At 37.7% G+C, this 16,132-nt stretch carries 15 protein-coding genes and 1 riboswitch; of the genes, 5 read left to right on the top strand and 10 right to left on the bottom strand.

Going from position 1 to position 16,132, the window contains the following annotated elements:
• Positions 1 to 170: 170 nt before the first annotated feature.
• Positions 171 to 1,826 carry a glutamine--tRNA ligase/YqeY domain fusion protein gene (locus tag MJG50_RS11375; RefSeq protein ID WP_240255855.1) on the top strand — a complete coding sequence of 552 codons (1,656 nt, stop codon included), beginning with the start codon at positions 171 to 173 and terminating at the stop codon, positions 1,824 to 1,826.
• A gap of 439 nt (positions 1,827 to 2,265) precedes the next feature.
• Here the strand turns inward: MJG50_RS11375 and MJG50_RS11370 are convergent, their stop codons facing one another.
• The 4 genes from MJG50_RS11370 to MJG50_RS11355 form a co-directional block, all read right to left on the bottom strand.
• Positions 2,266 to 3,984: an ABC transporter ATP-binding protein gene (locus tag MJG50_RS11370; RefSeq protein WP_240255854.1), complete on the bottom strand. Its 1,719-nt coding sequence runs from the start codon at positions 3,982 to 3,984 to the stop codon at positions 2,266 to 2,268.
• A gap of 136 nt (positions 3,985 to 4,120) precedes the next feature.
• Complete coding sequence (locus MJG50_RS11365) at positions 4,121 to 5,986, bottom strand: PTS fructose transporter subunit IIABC (RefSeq protein ID WP_240255853.1); 1,866 nt, start codon at positions 5,984 to 5,986, stop codon at positions 4,121 to 4,123.
• Between the two features lie 16 nt (positions 5,987 to 6,002).
• The gene (gene pfkB / locus MJG50_RS11360; RefSeq protein ID WP_240255852.1) at positions 6,003 to 6,914 is read right to left on the bottom strand and encodes a 1-phosphofructokinase; all 912 of its coding nucleotides are present in this window, start codon (positions 6,912 to 6,914) and stop codon (positions 6,003 to 6,005) included.
• Positions 6,911 to 7,651, bottom strand: coding sequence for a DeoR/GlpR family DNA-binding transcription regulator (locus tag MJG50_RS11355; RefSeq protein ID WP_240255851.1), 741 nt, complete (start codon positions 7,649 to 7,651; stop codon positions 6,911 to 6,913). Before MJG50_RS11355 ends, pfkB begins: the two co-directional genes overlap by 4 nt.
• 174 nt (positions 7,652 to 7,825) lie before the next feature.
• Positions 7,826 to 7,923: riboswitch (guanidine-I (ykkC/yxkD leader) on the top strand.
• A gap of 72 nt (positions 7,924 to 7,995) precedes the next feature.
• On the opposite strand from MJG50_RS11355, the gene MJG50_RS11350 reads away from it, so the two are divergent.
• The 3 genes from MJG50_RS11350 to MJG50_RS11340 are packed head-to-tail and all read left to right on the top strand — an operon-like array spanning position 7,996 to position 9,460.
• Positions 7,996 to 8,337, top strand: coding sequence for a DMT family transporter (locus MJG50_RS11350; RefSeq protein ID WP_240255850.1), 342 nt, complete (start codon positions 7,996 to 7,998; stop codon positions 8,335 to 8,337).
• The gene (locus MJG50_RS11345) at positions 8,337 to 8,651 is read left to right on the top strand and encodes a DMT family transporter (protein WP_240255849.1); all 315 of its coding nucleotides are present in this window, start codon (positions 8,337 to 8,339) and stop codon (positions 8,649 to 8,651) included. Before MJG50_RS11350 ends, MJG50_RS11345 begins: the two co-directional genes overlap by 1 nt.
• 23 nt (positions 8,652 to 8,674) lie before the next feature.
• A complete protein-coding gene (locus MJG50_RS11340; RefSeq protein ID WP_240255848.1) occupies positions 8,675 to 9,460 on the top strand; it encodes a polysaccharide deacetylase family protein in 786 nt (261 codons plus the stop codon).
• Between the two features lie 43 nt (positions 9,461 to 9,503).
• On the opposite strand, the gene MJG50_RS11335 is transcribed toward MJG50_RS11340, so the two are convergent.
• From MJG50_RS11335 to gltC, 3 genes are all read right to left on the bottom strand, one after another.
• Positions 9,504 to 9,800, bottom strand: a complete 297-nt coding sequence (locus MJG50_RS11335; RefSeq protein WP_240255846.1) for a hypothetical protein — start codon at positions 9,798 to 9,800, stop codon at positions 9,504 to 9,506.
• 189 nt (positions 9,801 to 9,989) lie between these two features.
• On the bottom strand, positions 9,990 to 10,253 hold the full coding sequence (locus MJG50_RS11330; protein ID WP_240255844.1) for an AbrB/MazE/SpoVT family DNA-binding domain-containing protein: 264 nt from the start codon (positions 10,251 to 10,253) through the stop codon (positions 9,990 to 9,992).
• A 128-nt stretch (positions 10,254 to 10,381) separates the two neighbouring features.
• Positions 10,382 to 11,287, bottom strand: a complete 906-nt coding sequence (gene gltC / locus MJG50_RS11325; protein ID WP_240255843.1) for a glutamate biosynthesis transcriptional regulator GltC — start codon at positions 11,285 to 11,287, stop codon at positions 10,382 to 10,384.
• A 184-nt stretch (positions 11,288 to 11,471) separates the two neighbouring features.
• On the opposite strand from gltC, the gene gdhA reads away from it, so the two are divergent.
• Positions 11,472 to 12,857 (top strand): NADP-specific glutamate dehydrogenase, encoded by a 1,386-nt coding sequence (gene gdhA, locus MJG50_RS11320; RefSeq protein WP_240255841.1) that lies wholly within the window; start codon positions 11,472 to 11,474, stop codon positions 12,855 to 12,857.
• A gap of 31 nt (positions 12,858 to 12,888) precedes the next feature.
• Here gdhA and MJG50_RS11315 read toward each other — a convergent pair whose 3' ends face one another.
• From MJG50_RS11315 to MJG50_RS11305, 3 genes are read right to left on the bottom strand one after another with little or no spacing between them, the layout of a single operon-like run.
• Positions 12,889 to 14,007: a DHHW family protein gene (locus MJG50_RS11315; RefSeq protein WP_240255839.1), complete on the bottom strand. Its 1,119-nt coding sequence runs from the start codon at positions 14,005 to 14,007 to the stop codon at positions 12,889 to 12,891.
• 12 nt (positions 14,008 to 14,019) lie between these two features.
• On the bottom strand, positions 14,020 to 15,420 hold the full coding sequence (locus tag MJG50_RS11310) for an MBOAT family O-acyltransferase (RefSeq protein WP_240255837.1): 1,401 nt from the start codon (positions 15,418 to 15,420) through the stop codon (positions 14,020 to 14,022).
• A gap of 55 nt (positions 15,421 to 15,475) precedes the next feature.
• Positions 15,476 to 16,048: a DUF4358 domain-containing protein gene (locus MJG50_RS11305; protein ID WP_240255836.1), complete on the bottom strand. Its 573-nt coding sequence runs from the start codon at positions 16,046 to 16,048 to the stop codon at positions 15,476 to 15,478.
• Positions 16,049 to 16,132 lie beyond the last annotated feature (84 nt).

Here is a 16,132-nt window from a genome sequence, read left to right as displayed (position 1 = left end):
ATTTTAAACGTATAGATACTCGTGATAATTTTTCGCATATTGCACAGTTTATATGAAATAGGATGTAGTTTTCAACTGAAACTTTCGACAAGCATCGGAAGAATGGTAAAACTTCACGATTTATGGTATAAATAATAACAAATTATACGTAGTAGAAAGAGGTAGAAACAGTGGACCATACATCCAATTTTATTAAAAATATTATGATAGACGATTTGGAATCTGGAAAACGAGATCATATCGTTACACGGTTCCCTCCAGAGCCAAACGGTTACTTACACATTGGCCACGCAAAATCGATTATCCTTAACTTTGATTTAGCAGACGAATTTAACGGTAAAACGAATTTACGATTTGATGATACGAATCCATTAAAAGAGGATATTGAGTTTGTTAATTCCATTAAAGAGGATGTAAAATGGCTCGGATATGAGTGGGATGGATTATTTTTTGCATCTAATTATTTTGATGAAATGTATGATCGCGCAGTACTTTTAATTAAAAAAGGACTTGCCTACGTTGATGACTTGAGTGCGGATGAAATTCGTCAATATCGCGGTACATTAACTGAGCCAGGTAAAAACAGCCCCTATCGTGACCGTTCAATTGAAGAAAATCTTGAGTTATTTGAAAAAATGCGTGCCGGTGATTATCAAAATGGCGAAAAGGTTCTACGCGCAAAAATTGATATGTCTTCGCCTAATATTAATTTACGCGACCCTGTCATCTACCGTATCGCACATGCTACCCATCATAATACTGGTGACAAATGGTGCATCTACCCGATGTATGCTTTTGCTCACCCACTTGAGGATGCAATTGAGGGTGTTACACATTCAATTTGTACGATTGAATTTGAAGATCAACGTCCATTGTATAATTGGATTGTTGAACATTGTGAAATGGAAAGCCAACCACAGCAAATTGAGTTCGGCCGCTTAAATGTAACGAATACAGTTATGAGTAAGCGTAAGCTGAAGCAATTAGTTGAAGAAGGCTTTGTTGACGGCTGGGATGATCCACGTATGCCTACGATTTCTGGCCTTAGAAGAAAAGGGTATACAGCAGAAGCAATTCGTAATTTCTGTAGAGCACTTGGTGTACAAAAATCAAATGGTGCCGTTGATTCACAAATGCTTGAGCATTATGTTCGTGAGGATTTAAAATTAAAAGCACTTCGTACAATGGGTATCGTGAAGCCACTTAAAGTTGTGATTACGAATTACCCAGAGGATCAAGTGGAAATGCTTGAGGCTGAAAATAATCCAGAGAATCCAGAAATGGGTACAAGACTAATCCCATTCTCACGTGAAATCTACATTGAGCAAGATGACTTTATGGAAAATCCACCGAAGAAGTATTTCCGTCTCTTCCCTGGAAATGAAGTTCGTCTAAAGCACGCGTATTTCATTAAATGTGAAGAAGTCATCAAAGATGAAGATGGAAATGTTGTAGAAATTCATTGTACCTATGATCCTGAAACAAAAAGTGGTACAGGCTTCACGGGTCGTAAGGTAAAAGGAACACTGCACTGGGTTGATGCGAAAAATGCAGTCCCTGCTGAATTCCGGATGTACGAGCCACTCGTTCTTGACGAAGAGGAAGAAAATGAAGTAGAAGAAGGTAAGACATTCCTTGATTATGTAAATCCAAATTCACTTCAAGTTTTAAACGGCTTCGTAGAACCAAATATGAAGGATGTAAAGCCGCACGATAAGTTCCAATTCTTCAGACATGGATACTTCAATGTTGACCCGAAAGATACAACAGAGGGTAATCTTGTTTTTAACCTAATTGTATCGTTGAAAAGCTCGTTTAAATTGTAAAAATGGAGACTCCCGCGCAAAAAATATACGTGTGGGAGTCTTTTTTTAGTTAGTTAATAAAAATCCGGTTATTAAAGGACTGTTTTGCGATTGATACGTGGTACTAGTTCGCTGACGTTTTGGGATATGAACGTTAGCAAAAATATATGCACGATAAGCTGAATATATGCTCGTTACGACTAACTTATGAGCGGTACCTTTGGGATTTGCACGGTAATCAAATTATATGCACGCTAATTTTGATATTTGCACGCTAAACACGGGATATGCACGATCCCACTGATTTATGCTCGTTAATCTGAATTTATGCGCATTAGTCCGATTTTATGCGCGTTAGCGAAACTCCAAACATGTTAGCCCCATTCTCTGCCTATTTCATCTAAATATACTCACAACAAAAAAGAACACCCACCAAAGTGGATGCTCTCACAACTAATACCTAAGATTGATACTGAACCTGATGCAGATTTGCAAAGATACCGCCTTTTTCAATCAATTCATCGTGTCCACCTTGTTCGGCAATGCCATCCTCGGTAACAACAACGATGCGATCTGCATTACGAATCGTTGCAAGTCGGTGAGCAATGACAAGTGTTGTCCGGTTTTTCGACAACTCTGTAAGTGCCTTTTGGATAATTAACTCTGTTTCTGTATCCAACGCCGAAGTTGCTTCATCCAAAATAAGGATTGGTGGATTTTTCAAAAACATTCTTGCAATCGCAATTCGTTGCTTCTGACCGCCGGAAAGCTTCAGGCCTCTCTCTCCTACCTGTGTTTCATAGCCTTCAGGAAGTCCGGCAATAAAATCTTCTAAATGTGCGCGCTTTGCTGCTTCTTCAATTTGTTCATCTGTCGCGCCAAGCATTCCATACTCGATATTTTCACGTAATGTCCCAGTGAATAGAAACACATCCTGCTGAACAATCCCAATTTGTGAACGTAATGATTCTTTTGTCATCTTGCGTATATCAATGTCATCAATTGATATAGAACCCTCATTCACATCATAAAAGCGAGGAATTAATGAGCAAATTGTCGTTTTTCCTGCTCCAGATGGTCCGACAAATGCAACTGTTTCACCTGCATGAACCTGTAGATCAATTCCATTTAAAACAGGCTTTTGTTTGTCATCGTAACCAAATGTTACATGATCAAACCTGATATCGCCACGAAGTGATGGAACTGTAATAGCATCCTTCGCATCCTCTACCTCCGGTTCCATATCAAGTAATTCTGTAAAACGTTTGAATCCGGCCATTCCTTTTGGATAAAGCTCCAATAATGCACTGATTTTATCAATCGGTTTAAACAGAACGTTCACATAAAGAATAAATGCTACCAATTCACCTGATGACAATGTTCCATTAAAAGTTAACCAAGCTCCATATACCAATACAACGAGGATAAATAGGCGTGTCATCATATAAATTCCTGATGATGTATACCCCATTACCTTATAGGCCACAAGCTTTGCCTTACGAAATTTACGGTTATCAGTTCTAAATCTGTCAATTTCAAACTTTTCGTTAGTGAAGGATTGGACAACACGTGCACCTGAGACACTATCCTCAACTCGTGCATTGACATCCGCAATTTTACCATACATTTCTTTCCATGCATGATTCATGCGAATATTCGAGAATGCAATTAACCAAACCAAGAATGGCACAACGACTATTGTAATTAATGCAAGCTGCACATTGATGGTTAGCATAATCCAAAATGCCCCGATAAATGTCATGACTGCAATAAATAAATCCTCTGGACCATGGTGGGCTAATTCACCAATATCAAATAAATCATTCGTTATTCGACTCATCACATGTCCTGTTTTTGTATTATCAAAAAAGCGAAATGATTGCTTCTGAACATGTTGGAACAGCTGCTGCCTCATATCTGTTTCAATATTGATTCCAAGCTTATGCCCCAAGTAATTCACAATAAATTGTAGTCCTGTACTAGCCATATATACAAATAATAGGCCAATACTCACCCAAACTATCAATGACCATTTCCCCGTCGGCAATAGATCATCAATAAACCACTGAACGACAACAGGAAAGGCAAGCTCCAATATCGCAACGATAATTGCACAGCTAAAATCAATTAGAAATAGATTTCGATGTGGTCGGTAGTATGTAAAAAAGCGCTTAATCATCTTTTTCTCCCCTTAAAAATTGAAACAAAATATAACCGAATTATATATCAAATTTACTGAATTAAGCAATTTTTATGGTTTGTACTACTTTATTTTTAAAAGAACCCTGCTCAAATTTTGCAGGGTTCTCTCGTAATTATTTTATTGGTTTCTTTAAAAAACCTACCAATAATGCTGTGATGATTGAACCAATGACAATTGCTAATACATATAATGACCAATTTCCAGTGACGAATGGAATAACAAATATTCCACCATGTGGAGCTGGTAATCCAATGCCAAACATCATTGTAAGGGCACCTGTAATTGCCGATCCGATAACAGCAGCAGGAATGATTCGACCAGGGTCTGCTGCCGCAAATGGGATTGCTCCTTCAGTAATGAATGATGCTCCCATGAAGTAACACGTTTTCCCTGCTTCTCTTTCTTGTTTTGTAAAACGATTTTTAAAGAAGGTTGTTGCCAAAGCAATTCCTAGTGGTGGCGTCATACCACCTGCCATGATTGCAGCATGTGGAGCGTAATTCCCCGCATCAATCATCGCAATCCCAAAAGTAAAGGCTGCTTTATTAATCGGCCCACCCATATCGATTGACATCATTGCACCTAATACTAATCCGAGTACTACTAAATTACCTGTTCCCAGACCTTCAAGCCACATCGTAATGGTGTCCATAACAATCTTTAACGGACCAACTAAGACATACATAATGACCCCTGTTAGTAATATCCCGAAAAACGGATAAATCAATACCGGCTTTAACCCTTCAAGGGATTCTGGTAATCTGGCAAATACTTTTTTTACTAATAAAACCAGATACCCTGCAAGAAAGCCCGCAATTAAGCCACCTAAAAATCCTGCGTCGCCAGTTGTTGCCATTAGTCCCCCGACCATACCTGGTGCGAGTCCTGGGCGATCGGCAATACTCATTGCAATGAATCCAGCTAACACTGGGATCATTAGTTTAAAAGCATTTGCACTCCCAATTGTCATAAGTGCCTCTGCGATTGGATGATGAGATGGATCATTTGGGTCAGAAGCATTTATTCCAAAAACGAATGAAATGGCAATTAATAGACCGCCCCCTACTACAAATGGGAGCATATTTGAAACACCATTCATCAAGTGTTTGTAAAAGCCAGCTCCTGCTCCGGTCTCAGTCGACTTATCTTTTGCCTTCTGGTCTGTTTGATAAACAGGAGCATCTTGATTAATGGCTCTAGTGATTAATTCCTCTGGTTTACGAATTCCTTGTGCAACTGGTACCTGAATAACTTTTTTTCCATTAAAGCGAGCCATATCGACCTGCTTATCTGCAGCAACAATAATAGCGACAGCCTCATCAATTTCTGATTGAGTTAATTCATTTTTAACACCGGTTGAGCCATTTGTCTCAACCTTAATATGAACATTCATTTCCTTTGCTTTTGCTTTTAAAGCATCAGCTGCCATATACGTATGGGCAATCCCTGTTGGACAGGCTGTAACCGCAAGAACTATTTGCTGTCCACTCACTGCTTCTTGTGGCTCTTCTTCTATCTCTGATTCAGCTTCCTTGTCATTGATTGCTTGCAAGAGTTCATGTACGCTTTCTACCTGCATTAGCTTTGCCCTTAGCTCTTCATCCATTAATAGTGATGAAAGGCGTGATAATGTTTCCAAATGGGCATTATTTGCACCTTCATCAGCTGCAATCATAAAAAACAAATGACTTGGTTGACCATCTAATGCTTCATAATCAACACCACTAATTGATCGCCCAAAGGCAATTGCTGGCGTTTTAACGGCTGCTGTTTTTGCATGGGGAATCGCAATTCCTTCCCCGATTCCAGTTGTACTTTGCTCTTCTCTAGTAAAAATAGCCTGTTTGAATTGCTCTTTATCCTGTAATCGTCCAGCTTCATTAAGTTTATTGGCAAGTTCATCAATGACTTGTTCCTTTGAAGTAGATGACAGATCTAGAATAACTGTATCTTCCTTCAATAGCTCTGTAATTCTCATGTTTGCTTTGTCCTTTCTATATGGCTTCCACTTTTACTTGTGCTAGCAGTTCATTAATCTTTGTCCCTGCGCATAATCCTTCTGAATAGGCAGTTGCACTTCCTGCAGCTGCTCCAAAACGAAAAGCTTCTACCACGTCACTATTCTTTGAATAAGAAGCTATGAAGCCAGCAACTACAGAATCTCCTGCACCAACTGAGTTCAAAAGTTTGCCATTGGGAATATTTGCGTAATACACGCGATCCTGAACAAAAAGCAAACTACCTTTTTCAGCCATTGACACAATTACATGTTCTGCACCCATTTCAACCAGCCTTTTTCCATAAGGAATTGCATCACTAACCGAATGAATCGAAACACCAAATATTTCTCCTAATTCATGATGATTTGGTTTTATAAGAAATGGTTTGTACGGTAAAACTCCTTTTAACATTTCTTTTGTAGCATCAACAATAACCTTGATGTTCTTCTCCAAAAGTCTATTTGCGATTTCCTCATATAGGTTAGGAGACAAGGACGATGGGATACTCCCTGCTAAAACCAAAATATCTCCGCTTTTTAATTGATTGAATTGATTCAATAATAATTGAAGCTCACCTTCTGAAATAAATGGTCCTTGACCATTTATTTCTGTTTCGGATTGAGCCCGAAGCTTCACATTTATTCTTGTCTCCCCTTCTATTTGGACAAAGTTAGTAGGTATGTTCTGTTGTTCTAAGGAATCTGTAATGAATTGCCCTGTAAAACCACCGAGAAATCCTGTTGCTACGCTATCAATTCCTACATTTTTCAACACTCTAGAAACATTAATTCCCTTTCCACCAGGTCTTTTTGAATCATCCTTGATTCGGTTTAACTCCCCAATTTTAAAATCATCCATTTCAATAAAATAATCGATTGATGGATTTAGCGTACATGTGTATATCATGATGTCACGACCTTTATTTTTGTATATTCACTGTATTTGTTTATCACTTTATCTGTGATAATGACCGCTTCTTGTAGTTCAGCTATTTTTGCAAATGAAACTTCACCAAATTTAGAATGATCCGCTACAATATATTTTTCACGTGATAACGACATGGCTGTCTGCTTTAAAAGTGCTTCCTCCGGGTCCGGAGTTGTATAACCGTAATGCAAGTCAATCCCATTTACTCCAATAAAACATTTATCAAATCGATAGCCTTTTAGGCCCGTTATTGCACCGCTGCCTATTAATGCCTTTGTTCGTTTTTTTACCATTCCACCAATGAGATAGGTTGTAATTTCCTTTTCTAATAGTTCCTCAATTAAATTCACACCATTTGTGACGACTGTAATGTCCTTTTGATTCAAATATGGAATCATTTGCATCGTTGTTGAACCTGCATCTAGAAAAATGGAGTCTCCATCATTCACTAAGCTTGCTGCATATTTTGCAATCATTTCTTTTTGTTGAAGGTTTTTGGCTGATTTTTCTTGGTAGCTTGGTTCAGACCGTTTTCCTTGAATGAGCTCAGCACCACCATGTACTCGCTTCAACTTATTTGCTTCTTCAAGCTGCATTAAATCCCGACGAATGGTTGATTCCGAAGAGTCTGTTCGCTCAACTAATTCCTGCAGCTTCACTACACCTTTTTGTTTGAGTAAATCAACAATGATCTGATGTCTTTCCGGAGTTAACAATTGTGACACTCCCTTTTTGTTATGTACATTTATTATAAGGAAAGCATTTTCATTAATCAACCAAAAACAATCAATTCCATTCAATACCAGTCAACAACAACCAATATCATTTATTTTCGCTTTACCTCTTAAAAAATATCCAAGCATTATGTATACTTATTAGAAGATGAATAAGAAAATGTTCTCTAGGGTTCCGCGGTATATCACTGGTCTGGTCCGAGAGAGAACTCATAGCTAATGCTATGCCACGGAGGGACAAAAGCCTGGGAGATTGTACAATTGTTATAATCTCTCAGGCTTTTTTTGTTTTTCTTAGTAAATAGTAATGAATAGGGGGAAACACAATGAATACACAGTGGCTCAAAGTATTTTTCGCGTCATTCTTTGAAGTCTTTTGGGTGATTGGACTAAAACATGCAGATAGTGTATGGGAATGGATAGGCACAGCTATTTCTATTTTTATCAGTTTTTATATGCTAATCATGGCTGGGAAACGCCTACCGGTTGGAACGGTTTATGCAGTCTTTGTAGGTCTAGGTACTGCCGGTACAGTTATTTCAGAAATTATCCTTTTCAATGAGCCTGTTAAGCTTGGCAAGCTTCTCTTAATCGCAGTATTACTGATTGGGGTAATCGGGTTGAAGCTTGTAACGAAAGAGGAACCAACAGAAGGAGTTGATGCATGATGGAATGGGCATATCTCACTTTGGCTGGTTTGTTTGAAATGATTGGAGTTGTGATGATTAACAGGCTTCATGCACAACGAAACTGGCAGTCCCTCGTCTATTTGTTGGCAGGATTTGGGGGCAGCTTTTTATTCCTTGCATTAGCAATGAGGACCTTACCAATGGGGACAGCATACGCCATTTGGACAGGAATTGGCGCATCAGGCGGCGCTATTCTAGGGATGATTTTTTACGGTGAACCAAAGGATTGGAAGCGACTTCTATTTATCGCAATGGTTCTTGGTTCTGCAGTTGGCATCAAGCTCATCTCATAACTTAAATATAAAGGGGCCGTTTTATGAATATAAAAAGAGGCACCATTTATCTTTTAGTTTTAATTGTTACAATTATGACTTGCGGATGGTCTGATATGGATGATCATTTCCAAATACCTGCAGAAGATTCATTAAAATTCAGAGAGCTTTATCGTATAGAAAATCAGAAAGTAAAACCTGTCATTTCGTATGAAGATGAATCGAAACGTAAACAAGTTGCACTAACTTTTGATGATGGACCGCACCCTAAAAATACTCAACTTATTTTAGATATTTTAAAAAAACATCAAGCAAATGCTACTTTTTTCGTGCTTGGTAATCGTGTTAACCTTTATCCAGATACATTAAAAAAAATTTATGAAGAAGGGCATGAAATTGGAAACCATTCTTGGACACATACTAATTTCACCTCAATTGGTTTAGATGGAATTAGACAAGAAGTCACCCATACAAATACAGCTATACAAGAGATATTGGGCTATAAACCGCAGCTGGTTCGCCCTCCATATGGAGCCGTAGATGAGACAGTTCAAGGTGCTGCCAAGCTACCACTTATTCTATGGTCAGTTGACAGTCTTGATTGGAAACTTCGAAGTAGTAGTGCCATTGTTCAAGAAGTACTTTCAAATGTATCAAATGGTTCAATTGTGTTAATGCATGATATTCATTCGGCAACACCAGAAGCTGTAGATGCAATTATTAGTAACATGAAGAAAAAGGGGTATCATTTTGTAACCGTTAGTCAACTTCTAAAACTCGAGGACGGACAAATAGGAGCCGTTTCCGGCCAACTTATCTATTCAAAATAAAGAAAGGGGCTATTTAGTGTAATAGCCCCTTTTAATAACTTCTTTAAGCATGTTGGTCTGCTTTGTTTGCATCAAGCATAAGGAAGATAGCTGATAATATATGCATAATCATTCCAACAAACGGAATCCAAGCAATACATGAAGTTACAATTCCCAAAATACTACCTGTCGTTGCTCCACCTTCTTTTTTCGTCAAAACAAGTGTAATGATATGTAAGATTAACATAATTCCTAATGGAACCCATAACATACTAAGAATAATCGTAGCACCCAAAATCGGTATTCCTAATAATGCTTCTAGGCCACCAGTAACCCACTTTAAAATTTTTGAGACAGACATCGTTTCACCCCCATACTTAATATATACTCCTATATATATATTGTTCCACCTTTTTCTATACTTATCTTCTACACACTTATGACAAATTCCTCCTATTTCCGAGGAAATACTACATATTTAGTAAATGGTTTGACATTTAAAAAAACGACCCCTTTGCTGGTCGCTGTCAATAATTATTATTGTCTTCTTCTAACTTCTTACAGTAACCGTATGTCCGAGACCTATTGCACACTCTTTACAAACCGCTTTATTCTTATAAAAGACAACAGCGTTTGCCTCATCACAAAAAACACATGAGATAGAAGACTCATACTTCTTCAATATGATTTTATCCTGTTCAACAAATATCTCTATCGGATCTTTAATATCGATATTTAATGTTCTACGTAGTTCAACGGGAATGACAATACGCCCCAATTCATCCACTTTCCTAACAACACCGATCGACTTCACATTACCCCTCCTTTCTTATATTTACTAATTCTACATAAATTTACAAATCCCTTTGTGAATTTACTACTAATTTTGGAAGCTAGCATATATAAGACCAATGGGGCATATGGGTAATTGCCTTACTCAGTTTAATTTTGGAATTTGTCCAGCATAGAGAAGAATTCTTTCAAAAATTCATGAAACATTCTCTCTGTTGGGAGTAATTCTCTTTCCTTTGGAATGATTACACCTACTGTACGAGTAACATCTGGCTCTGTTACGCGTACTTTGACAGTTGAACGCGGAATACTATCAACCAATGTTATCTCTGGAATGAGTGTGATTCCTAGTCCCGCTGAAACCAATCCTTTAATCGCATCAATATCTTCACCTTCAAATGAGATTTTAGGTTGGAAGCCTAGTTGTCTACATGCATTGACAATAATTTCCCTCAAAATGAATCCCTCTGGAAACAGCACAAATGAGTCATCCATTAATTGGCTTAGCATTAAGGTCTTTTTATGTGCAAGAGGATGTGTGTTTGGCAGTAAAGCAACAATATGATCAGTAAATAGGATACTTCCTTTTACTTTCTTTTCCTGCATTGGCACCGGTCCAAGCATCGCCATATCAATATCTCCTTTTATCACTCCTTCAATTAAGGAATGATAGGATCCCTGACTCAATTTGAACTTTACTTGTGGATATCGTTCACGAAAAGCGGAGATTGCCGTAGGCATTGTATAGGCGGCTAAGCTACTAGGGAATCCCACTCGTATGGTCCCTTGCTCTGGATCTAAATACTCCTCAACTTCCCTCTTCGCATTTTCAATTACCTTCATCGCTTGTTCCATATGATCTAAAAACATTCTTCCAATCGGAGTCAAACGTACATTTCTTCCTTCCCTTATAAAAAGGTCTACCCCTAATTCAGCCTCCAAATTAAATAACTGCCGGCTTACTGCTGACTGAGCCACATGTAATGAATGTGCTGCTTCCGTCACATGCTCCCGCTTAGCCACTTCAATAAAGTACTGGATTTGTCGTAATTCCAACGCCCCTACCCCCATCAATCTCATTTCAGCATGAATCTTATCTACTATCCATATTGCTTAGATTATTTATAAATTATAGAATACTTCTTAAGGAAAAGTCGAATAATTTGAAAAATACCTTGTGTTTATATAGATATTTTTTAAAGAAAACAAAATTACGGATTAAAGAAAGGGTGAATGGTAGATGGCTACTTTGGAGGAAGTTGTTAAAAAACCTGGAACACAAATCGCGACTGATTATGTAAATAGAGTATTTGAGGCAGTTAAAAAGCGTGATCCTTATGAGTATGAATTTCATCAAGCTGTAAAGGAAATTTTTGATTCCCTCATTCCTGTATTAGCAAAACATCCAAAATATATTGAACATAATATTCTTGAACGAATGGTAGAGCCTGAACGAATCATTACATTTAGAGTTCCGTGGGTAGATGACAATGGTAAGGCACATGTAAATCGCGGCTACCGCGTTCAGTTCAACAGTGCAATCGGACCATACAAGGGCGGCCTTCGTTTTCACCCTTCCGTTAACGCAAGCATTATTAAATTTCTAGGATTCGAACAAATCCTCAAAAACTCCTTAACCGGACTTCCTATTGGTGGCGGCAAAGGTGGTTCAGACTTTGATCCAAAAGGAAAGTCTGAAGGTGAAATCATGCGTTTTACACAAAGCTTTATGACTGAGCTTTGTAAATATATTGGTCCTGATATCGATGTACCTGCTGGAGATATTGGTGTAGGTGCACGAGAAATTGGCTATATGTTTGGTCAATACAAGAAAATCCGCGGTGGCTATGAGGCTGGAGTATTAACTGGTAAAGGCCTAGGATTTGGCGGCAGCTTGGCTCGTACCGAAGCAACTGGATATGGCACTGTTTACTTCGTACATGAGATGCTAAAAGATAAAGGACTTTCTTTTAAAAATAGCACGGTAGTTGTATCCGGTTCTGGAAATGTATCCATCTATGCAATTGATAAGGCAACACAGCTTGGCGCTAAGGTCGTAGCTTGTAGTGATTCAAATGGTTATATTTATGATGAAAATGGCCTTAATCTTGAAACAATCAAACAAATAAAAGAAGTTGATAGAAAGAGAATCAGTGAGTATATAAAAGAACATCCACATGCAGAGTACTTTGAAGGTTGCTCCGGAATTTGGTCAATTCCTTGTGATATCGCCTTACCTTGTGCAACACAAAATGAAATTGATCAAACCTCAGCAAAAATCCTAATTGCAAATGGGGTTAAAGCAATCGGTGAAGGTGCTAACATGCCTTGTACATTGGATGCAATTGATGCATTCCTTGCAAGCGAAACACTTTTTGGTCCTGGAAAAGCTGTTAATGCAGGTGGAGTCGCGGTCTCTGCATTAGAAATGACCCAAAATAGCATGAGACTCTCATGGACATTTGGAGAGGTAGACACGAAATTACATGAAATCATGATAAATATCTATCAAAGCAGTATGAAAGCTGCCGAAGATTACGGCCATCCTGGTAATCTAGTTGTCGGTGCAAATATTGCAGGATTTGTAAAAGTTGCCGATGCAATGATAGCTCAGGGCGTGATTTAAAGAAAAGCGCGGTTCATTTGAACTGCGCTTTTTACTGTTTTAACCAAATCAGATTAGTATCCTTTGAAAAATTAGCCACATTATATAAAAACAATACATCATTAATCTGATGATCAGCTAAATATTTGTATGGATTCATATGATAATAGCGAAGATCCATCACATGTACTTCCTCAAAATGATTTACTAAAAAGGGAATCAATGCATGTGCATATGAATCTTTGATAACCGCAAGTTTACGCCCATTTTTAATAGTCGAAGAGATTTTCACTAAACTATGGTTTCCGTTCAAAAAGTATGAGTATTGATCCCGTTTACTTAAAAAATTTGGTTCATACAAAGCGGTTGTGCTTTTTCCCTCATCCACATATTCCACATCATACTTGACTTCAAACCTCGGCTTAAATACCTCAATTTTGTCTGGCTTATACCGTGGCGCATTCGCCTTAGTGTAAAAAGTTCCGTAAAAATCAGCAGAAACCTCTTCAATATTGAAATCATCTATCTCATATGGAATGAATCCCATCGCTTTTGCTACTTCCCTATATGCATAATAAGCTCCCCTCATTGTCCAGTGATGATCGGTTCGGAAATAGATAGGCTCATCTTTTTTTCGCATAAGTTTTTCTGTTACATTAATTAAAGGCATCGACTGATTCAGCTGATTATCTGTTGATGTGATGATTTCCCTTTGACTATACAATTCTGCATACAAAGGCAATTTATCTGGGTACACTTCTACAGATGTTGGGACTAATAGAAAATAAGCTTTACTATTCTTCGCTTTATTTGAAAAATACTTGAGGCTATCGATATTACGTTGAAGCTGCTCTTCTGGTCTTTCAAATCGCTCTAATAAATAGCCGTCGTTCCCAAGAAACACCCCATTGTTTTCCTTCTTTAATGTTAAGGTTTCAGCATTGGCCTTCATTCCGGTCCAAAATCCCTTCCAAACAAATTGGTCTGTTACATATTCTTCGAAGTCTTTTGTAAAATCTCCAGACACGAAGTTTTTGAAGCTGAACTGTGGCATTTGTGTGAGCATTCGATTTTCCCTTTCAGAGAAATCGACATCCTTTGTAATAAAATGCATCAATCCGATGCCACCAATAAAACAAAGGAAAAACCCGATTATCACTTTATTTTTCACATCAAACACCCCTTAAAACCTAAAGTAAAGAAACGGATTGAATGATTCATCCACTAAATATGCCGTTGATAATAAAAGAATCATGAGATAGAAAATAGGTAATACATAAGCATCTATCTTTTTTATCCTTTTTGCTGATAGATTGACTGCAACTGGTGTTGAAGCAATGAAAAGAATGATGAGTAGTACACTATTTGTATAGAGATCATATAAAAATTGCGAATCAAATAAACGGTGATTTGCGAATCCGAACATGATCTTCAAATAGGTTAAACCTTCTTGATAGTCCTCAAAAATAAATAGCACCCAACTTATTAAAATAACGAAGATGAGATACATATGCTGAAAGATTGGATTCATTTTAGTAAGAACCTTCAACCAGCCTGCCTTTTCAATCATAATGATAATCCCAAAATAAAGTCCCCAAAATGCGAAGTTCCAGCTCGCTCCATGCCATAGACCAGTAAGACCCCAGACAATTAGAAGATTCCGATACATGTTGATTTTCCCTCGTTTACTTCCACCTAATGGGATATACACATAGTCCCGGAACCAAGAACCGAGTGTAATATGCCATCTGCGCCAAAACTCTGTAGCGCTCTTTGATAGATATGGATAATAAAAATTCCTCGGAAAATGAAAGCCAAACATTTTCCCCAGTCCTACTGCCATATCGGAATACCCACTAAAATCGAAGTAAATTTGAAACGCAAAAGCAATAATTCCAAGCCAAGCAGCTAAAATGGTTACTTCATCGAAACCTCGACTCTGAATTGTATTCCAGAGTAACCCAATGTTATTTGCTAATAGAACCTTCTTGCCAAGTCCAATTATAAAAATCCGAACTCCATCAGCAAATTGAGATGTATCCCACTCCCGATTGGAAAGCTCATCAGCAATTGATTGGTATCTAACAATCGGCCCTGCAATTAGCTGTGGAAATAAGCTTACATACAGTGCTAAAGCAATTGGATTTCTTTGAGGAAGTACTCGTCCTCTATAGACATCAATTGAATATGACATCGTTTGAAAGGTGTAAAAGGATATCCCTATTGGGAGTGGTAGTTGCAATGGTTCAATTTCTGTTCCAATAAGTAGATTGATATTTTCGACTAGAAAATCTGCATATTTGAAAAAGGCTAATATCCCGATATTAATGACTAATGATGAGATGAGAGCCATTTTTGCCTTTATCGGTTTCGTTTCACGATATTTATGAATAAGTAATCCATGGAAATAATCGACGAATGCTGAAAAAATCATTAACAGAATGTAGATCGGCTCTCCCCATGCATAAAAAAACAAACTGACAGCTAATAAAACTACGTTCTTTCCGTTTCTAGGACTAGCATAATAGACAAGGAGAGCAAAAGGTAGAAAGAAAAATAAAAACAGTAAACTACTAAAAACCATCTAATGACCACATCCATGGATAAAGTACAAAAAGGCACACAGAGTGCCTTTTTTCTTACTTAAATTGATTATCAAAGATTTTTTCAATACTTTCAGGATTGTCGTATGTGATATAGATCAAAAACGTACCATTTGTTTTAATGATATTCTTCTTCACCTTCTCATACTGATCAGGTAAATACTGTTCCCATGTTTGATTTTGGGCTGCCTTTTCACGCTCTAACGCTTCCTTCAAAGCATCTACTTTTTCCTCGTCAGCTGCTTCTAACACAATGATTTCATCGGAGTTCACATTCATCATCGCACCAACAACAACGCCATTTGCTAGATCTTCTTGATTAATCTGCATTCTTTCTAAGTAGATCGGCACTCCCGGATCACTTTCTGTGCTATCCTTTAAGTTTGCTTCGATATACATTTGTAATTTGCCATCTACCAACGGCTCTGTAACTCCACCTGCTTTCAGGTCTTCTGCTATTTGTTCTTTAATCTCTGTAGCCATCTTTTCTAACGATACTTTTGGTGCTGGTTCTGGTGTTTCTTCCTTCTTCTTGTCTGCTTCATTTGAACAAGCAACTACTAATAATAAACAAAACATTGTCACAACTAAAATACTAATCTTTTTCATGATGTCCTCCTATTGACTATGTAAATATTCCTATCTTTCAAATAGACGAGGATTTTTTTATTTCGTTACAAAATTCTACAAAAA

Origin of the sequence: Fredinandcohnia quinoae (genome assembly GCF_022427965.1) — a bacterium.
GTDB classification, from domain to species: Bacteria; Bacillota; Bacilli; order Bacillales; family Bacillaceae_L; genus Ferdinandcohnia; species Ferdinandcohnia quinoae.
Note: the sequence above shows the minus strand (reverse complement) of the source record. Positions and strands in the feature narration are given on the sequence as shown.

Bases quoted from the DNA above. Each gene is read 5' to 3' on its own strand.
- MJG50_RS11365 (WP_240255853.1), bottom strand. From the start codon at position 5,986: ATGAGAATTACAGAGCTATTGAAGGAAGATACAGTTATTCTAGATCTG.
- gdhA (WP_240255841.1), top strand. From the start codon at position 11,472: ATGGCTACTTTGGAGGAAGTTGTTAAAAAACCTGGAACACAAATCGCG.
- MJG50_RS11340 (WP_240255848.1), top strand. From the start codon at position 8,675: ATGAATATAAAAAGAGGCACCATTTATCTTTTAGTTTTAATTGTTACA.
- MJG50_RS11310 (WP_240255837.1), bottom strand. From the start codon at position 15,420: ATGGTTTTTAGTAGTTTACTGTTTTTATTTTTCTTTCTACCTTTTGCT.
- pfkB (WP_240255852.1), bottom strand. From the start codon at position 6,914: ATGATATACACATGTACGCTAAATCCATCAATCGATTATTTTATTGAA.
- MJG50_RS11370 (WP_240255854.1), bottom strand. From the start codon at position 3,984: ATGATTAAGCGCTTTTTTACATACTACCGACCACATCGAAATCTATTT.
- MJG50_RS11345 (WP_240255849.1), top strand. From the start codon at position 8,337: ATGGAATGGGCATATCTCACTTTGGCTGGTTTGTTTGAAATGATTGGA.
- MJG50_RS11305 (WP_240255836.1), bottom strand. From the start codon at position 16,048: ATGAAAAAGATTAGTATTTTAGTTGTGACAATGTTTTGTTTATTATTA.
- MJG50_RS11335 (WP_240255846.1), bottom strand. From the start codon at position 9,800: ATGTCTGTCTCAAAAATTTTAAAGTGGGTTACTGGTGGCCTAGAAGCA.
- MJG50_RS11350 (WP_240255850.1), top strand. From the start codon at position 7,996: ATGAATACACAGTGGCTCAAAGTATTTTTCGCGTCATTCTTTGAAGTC.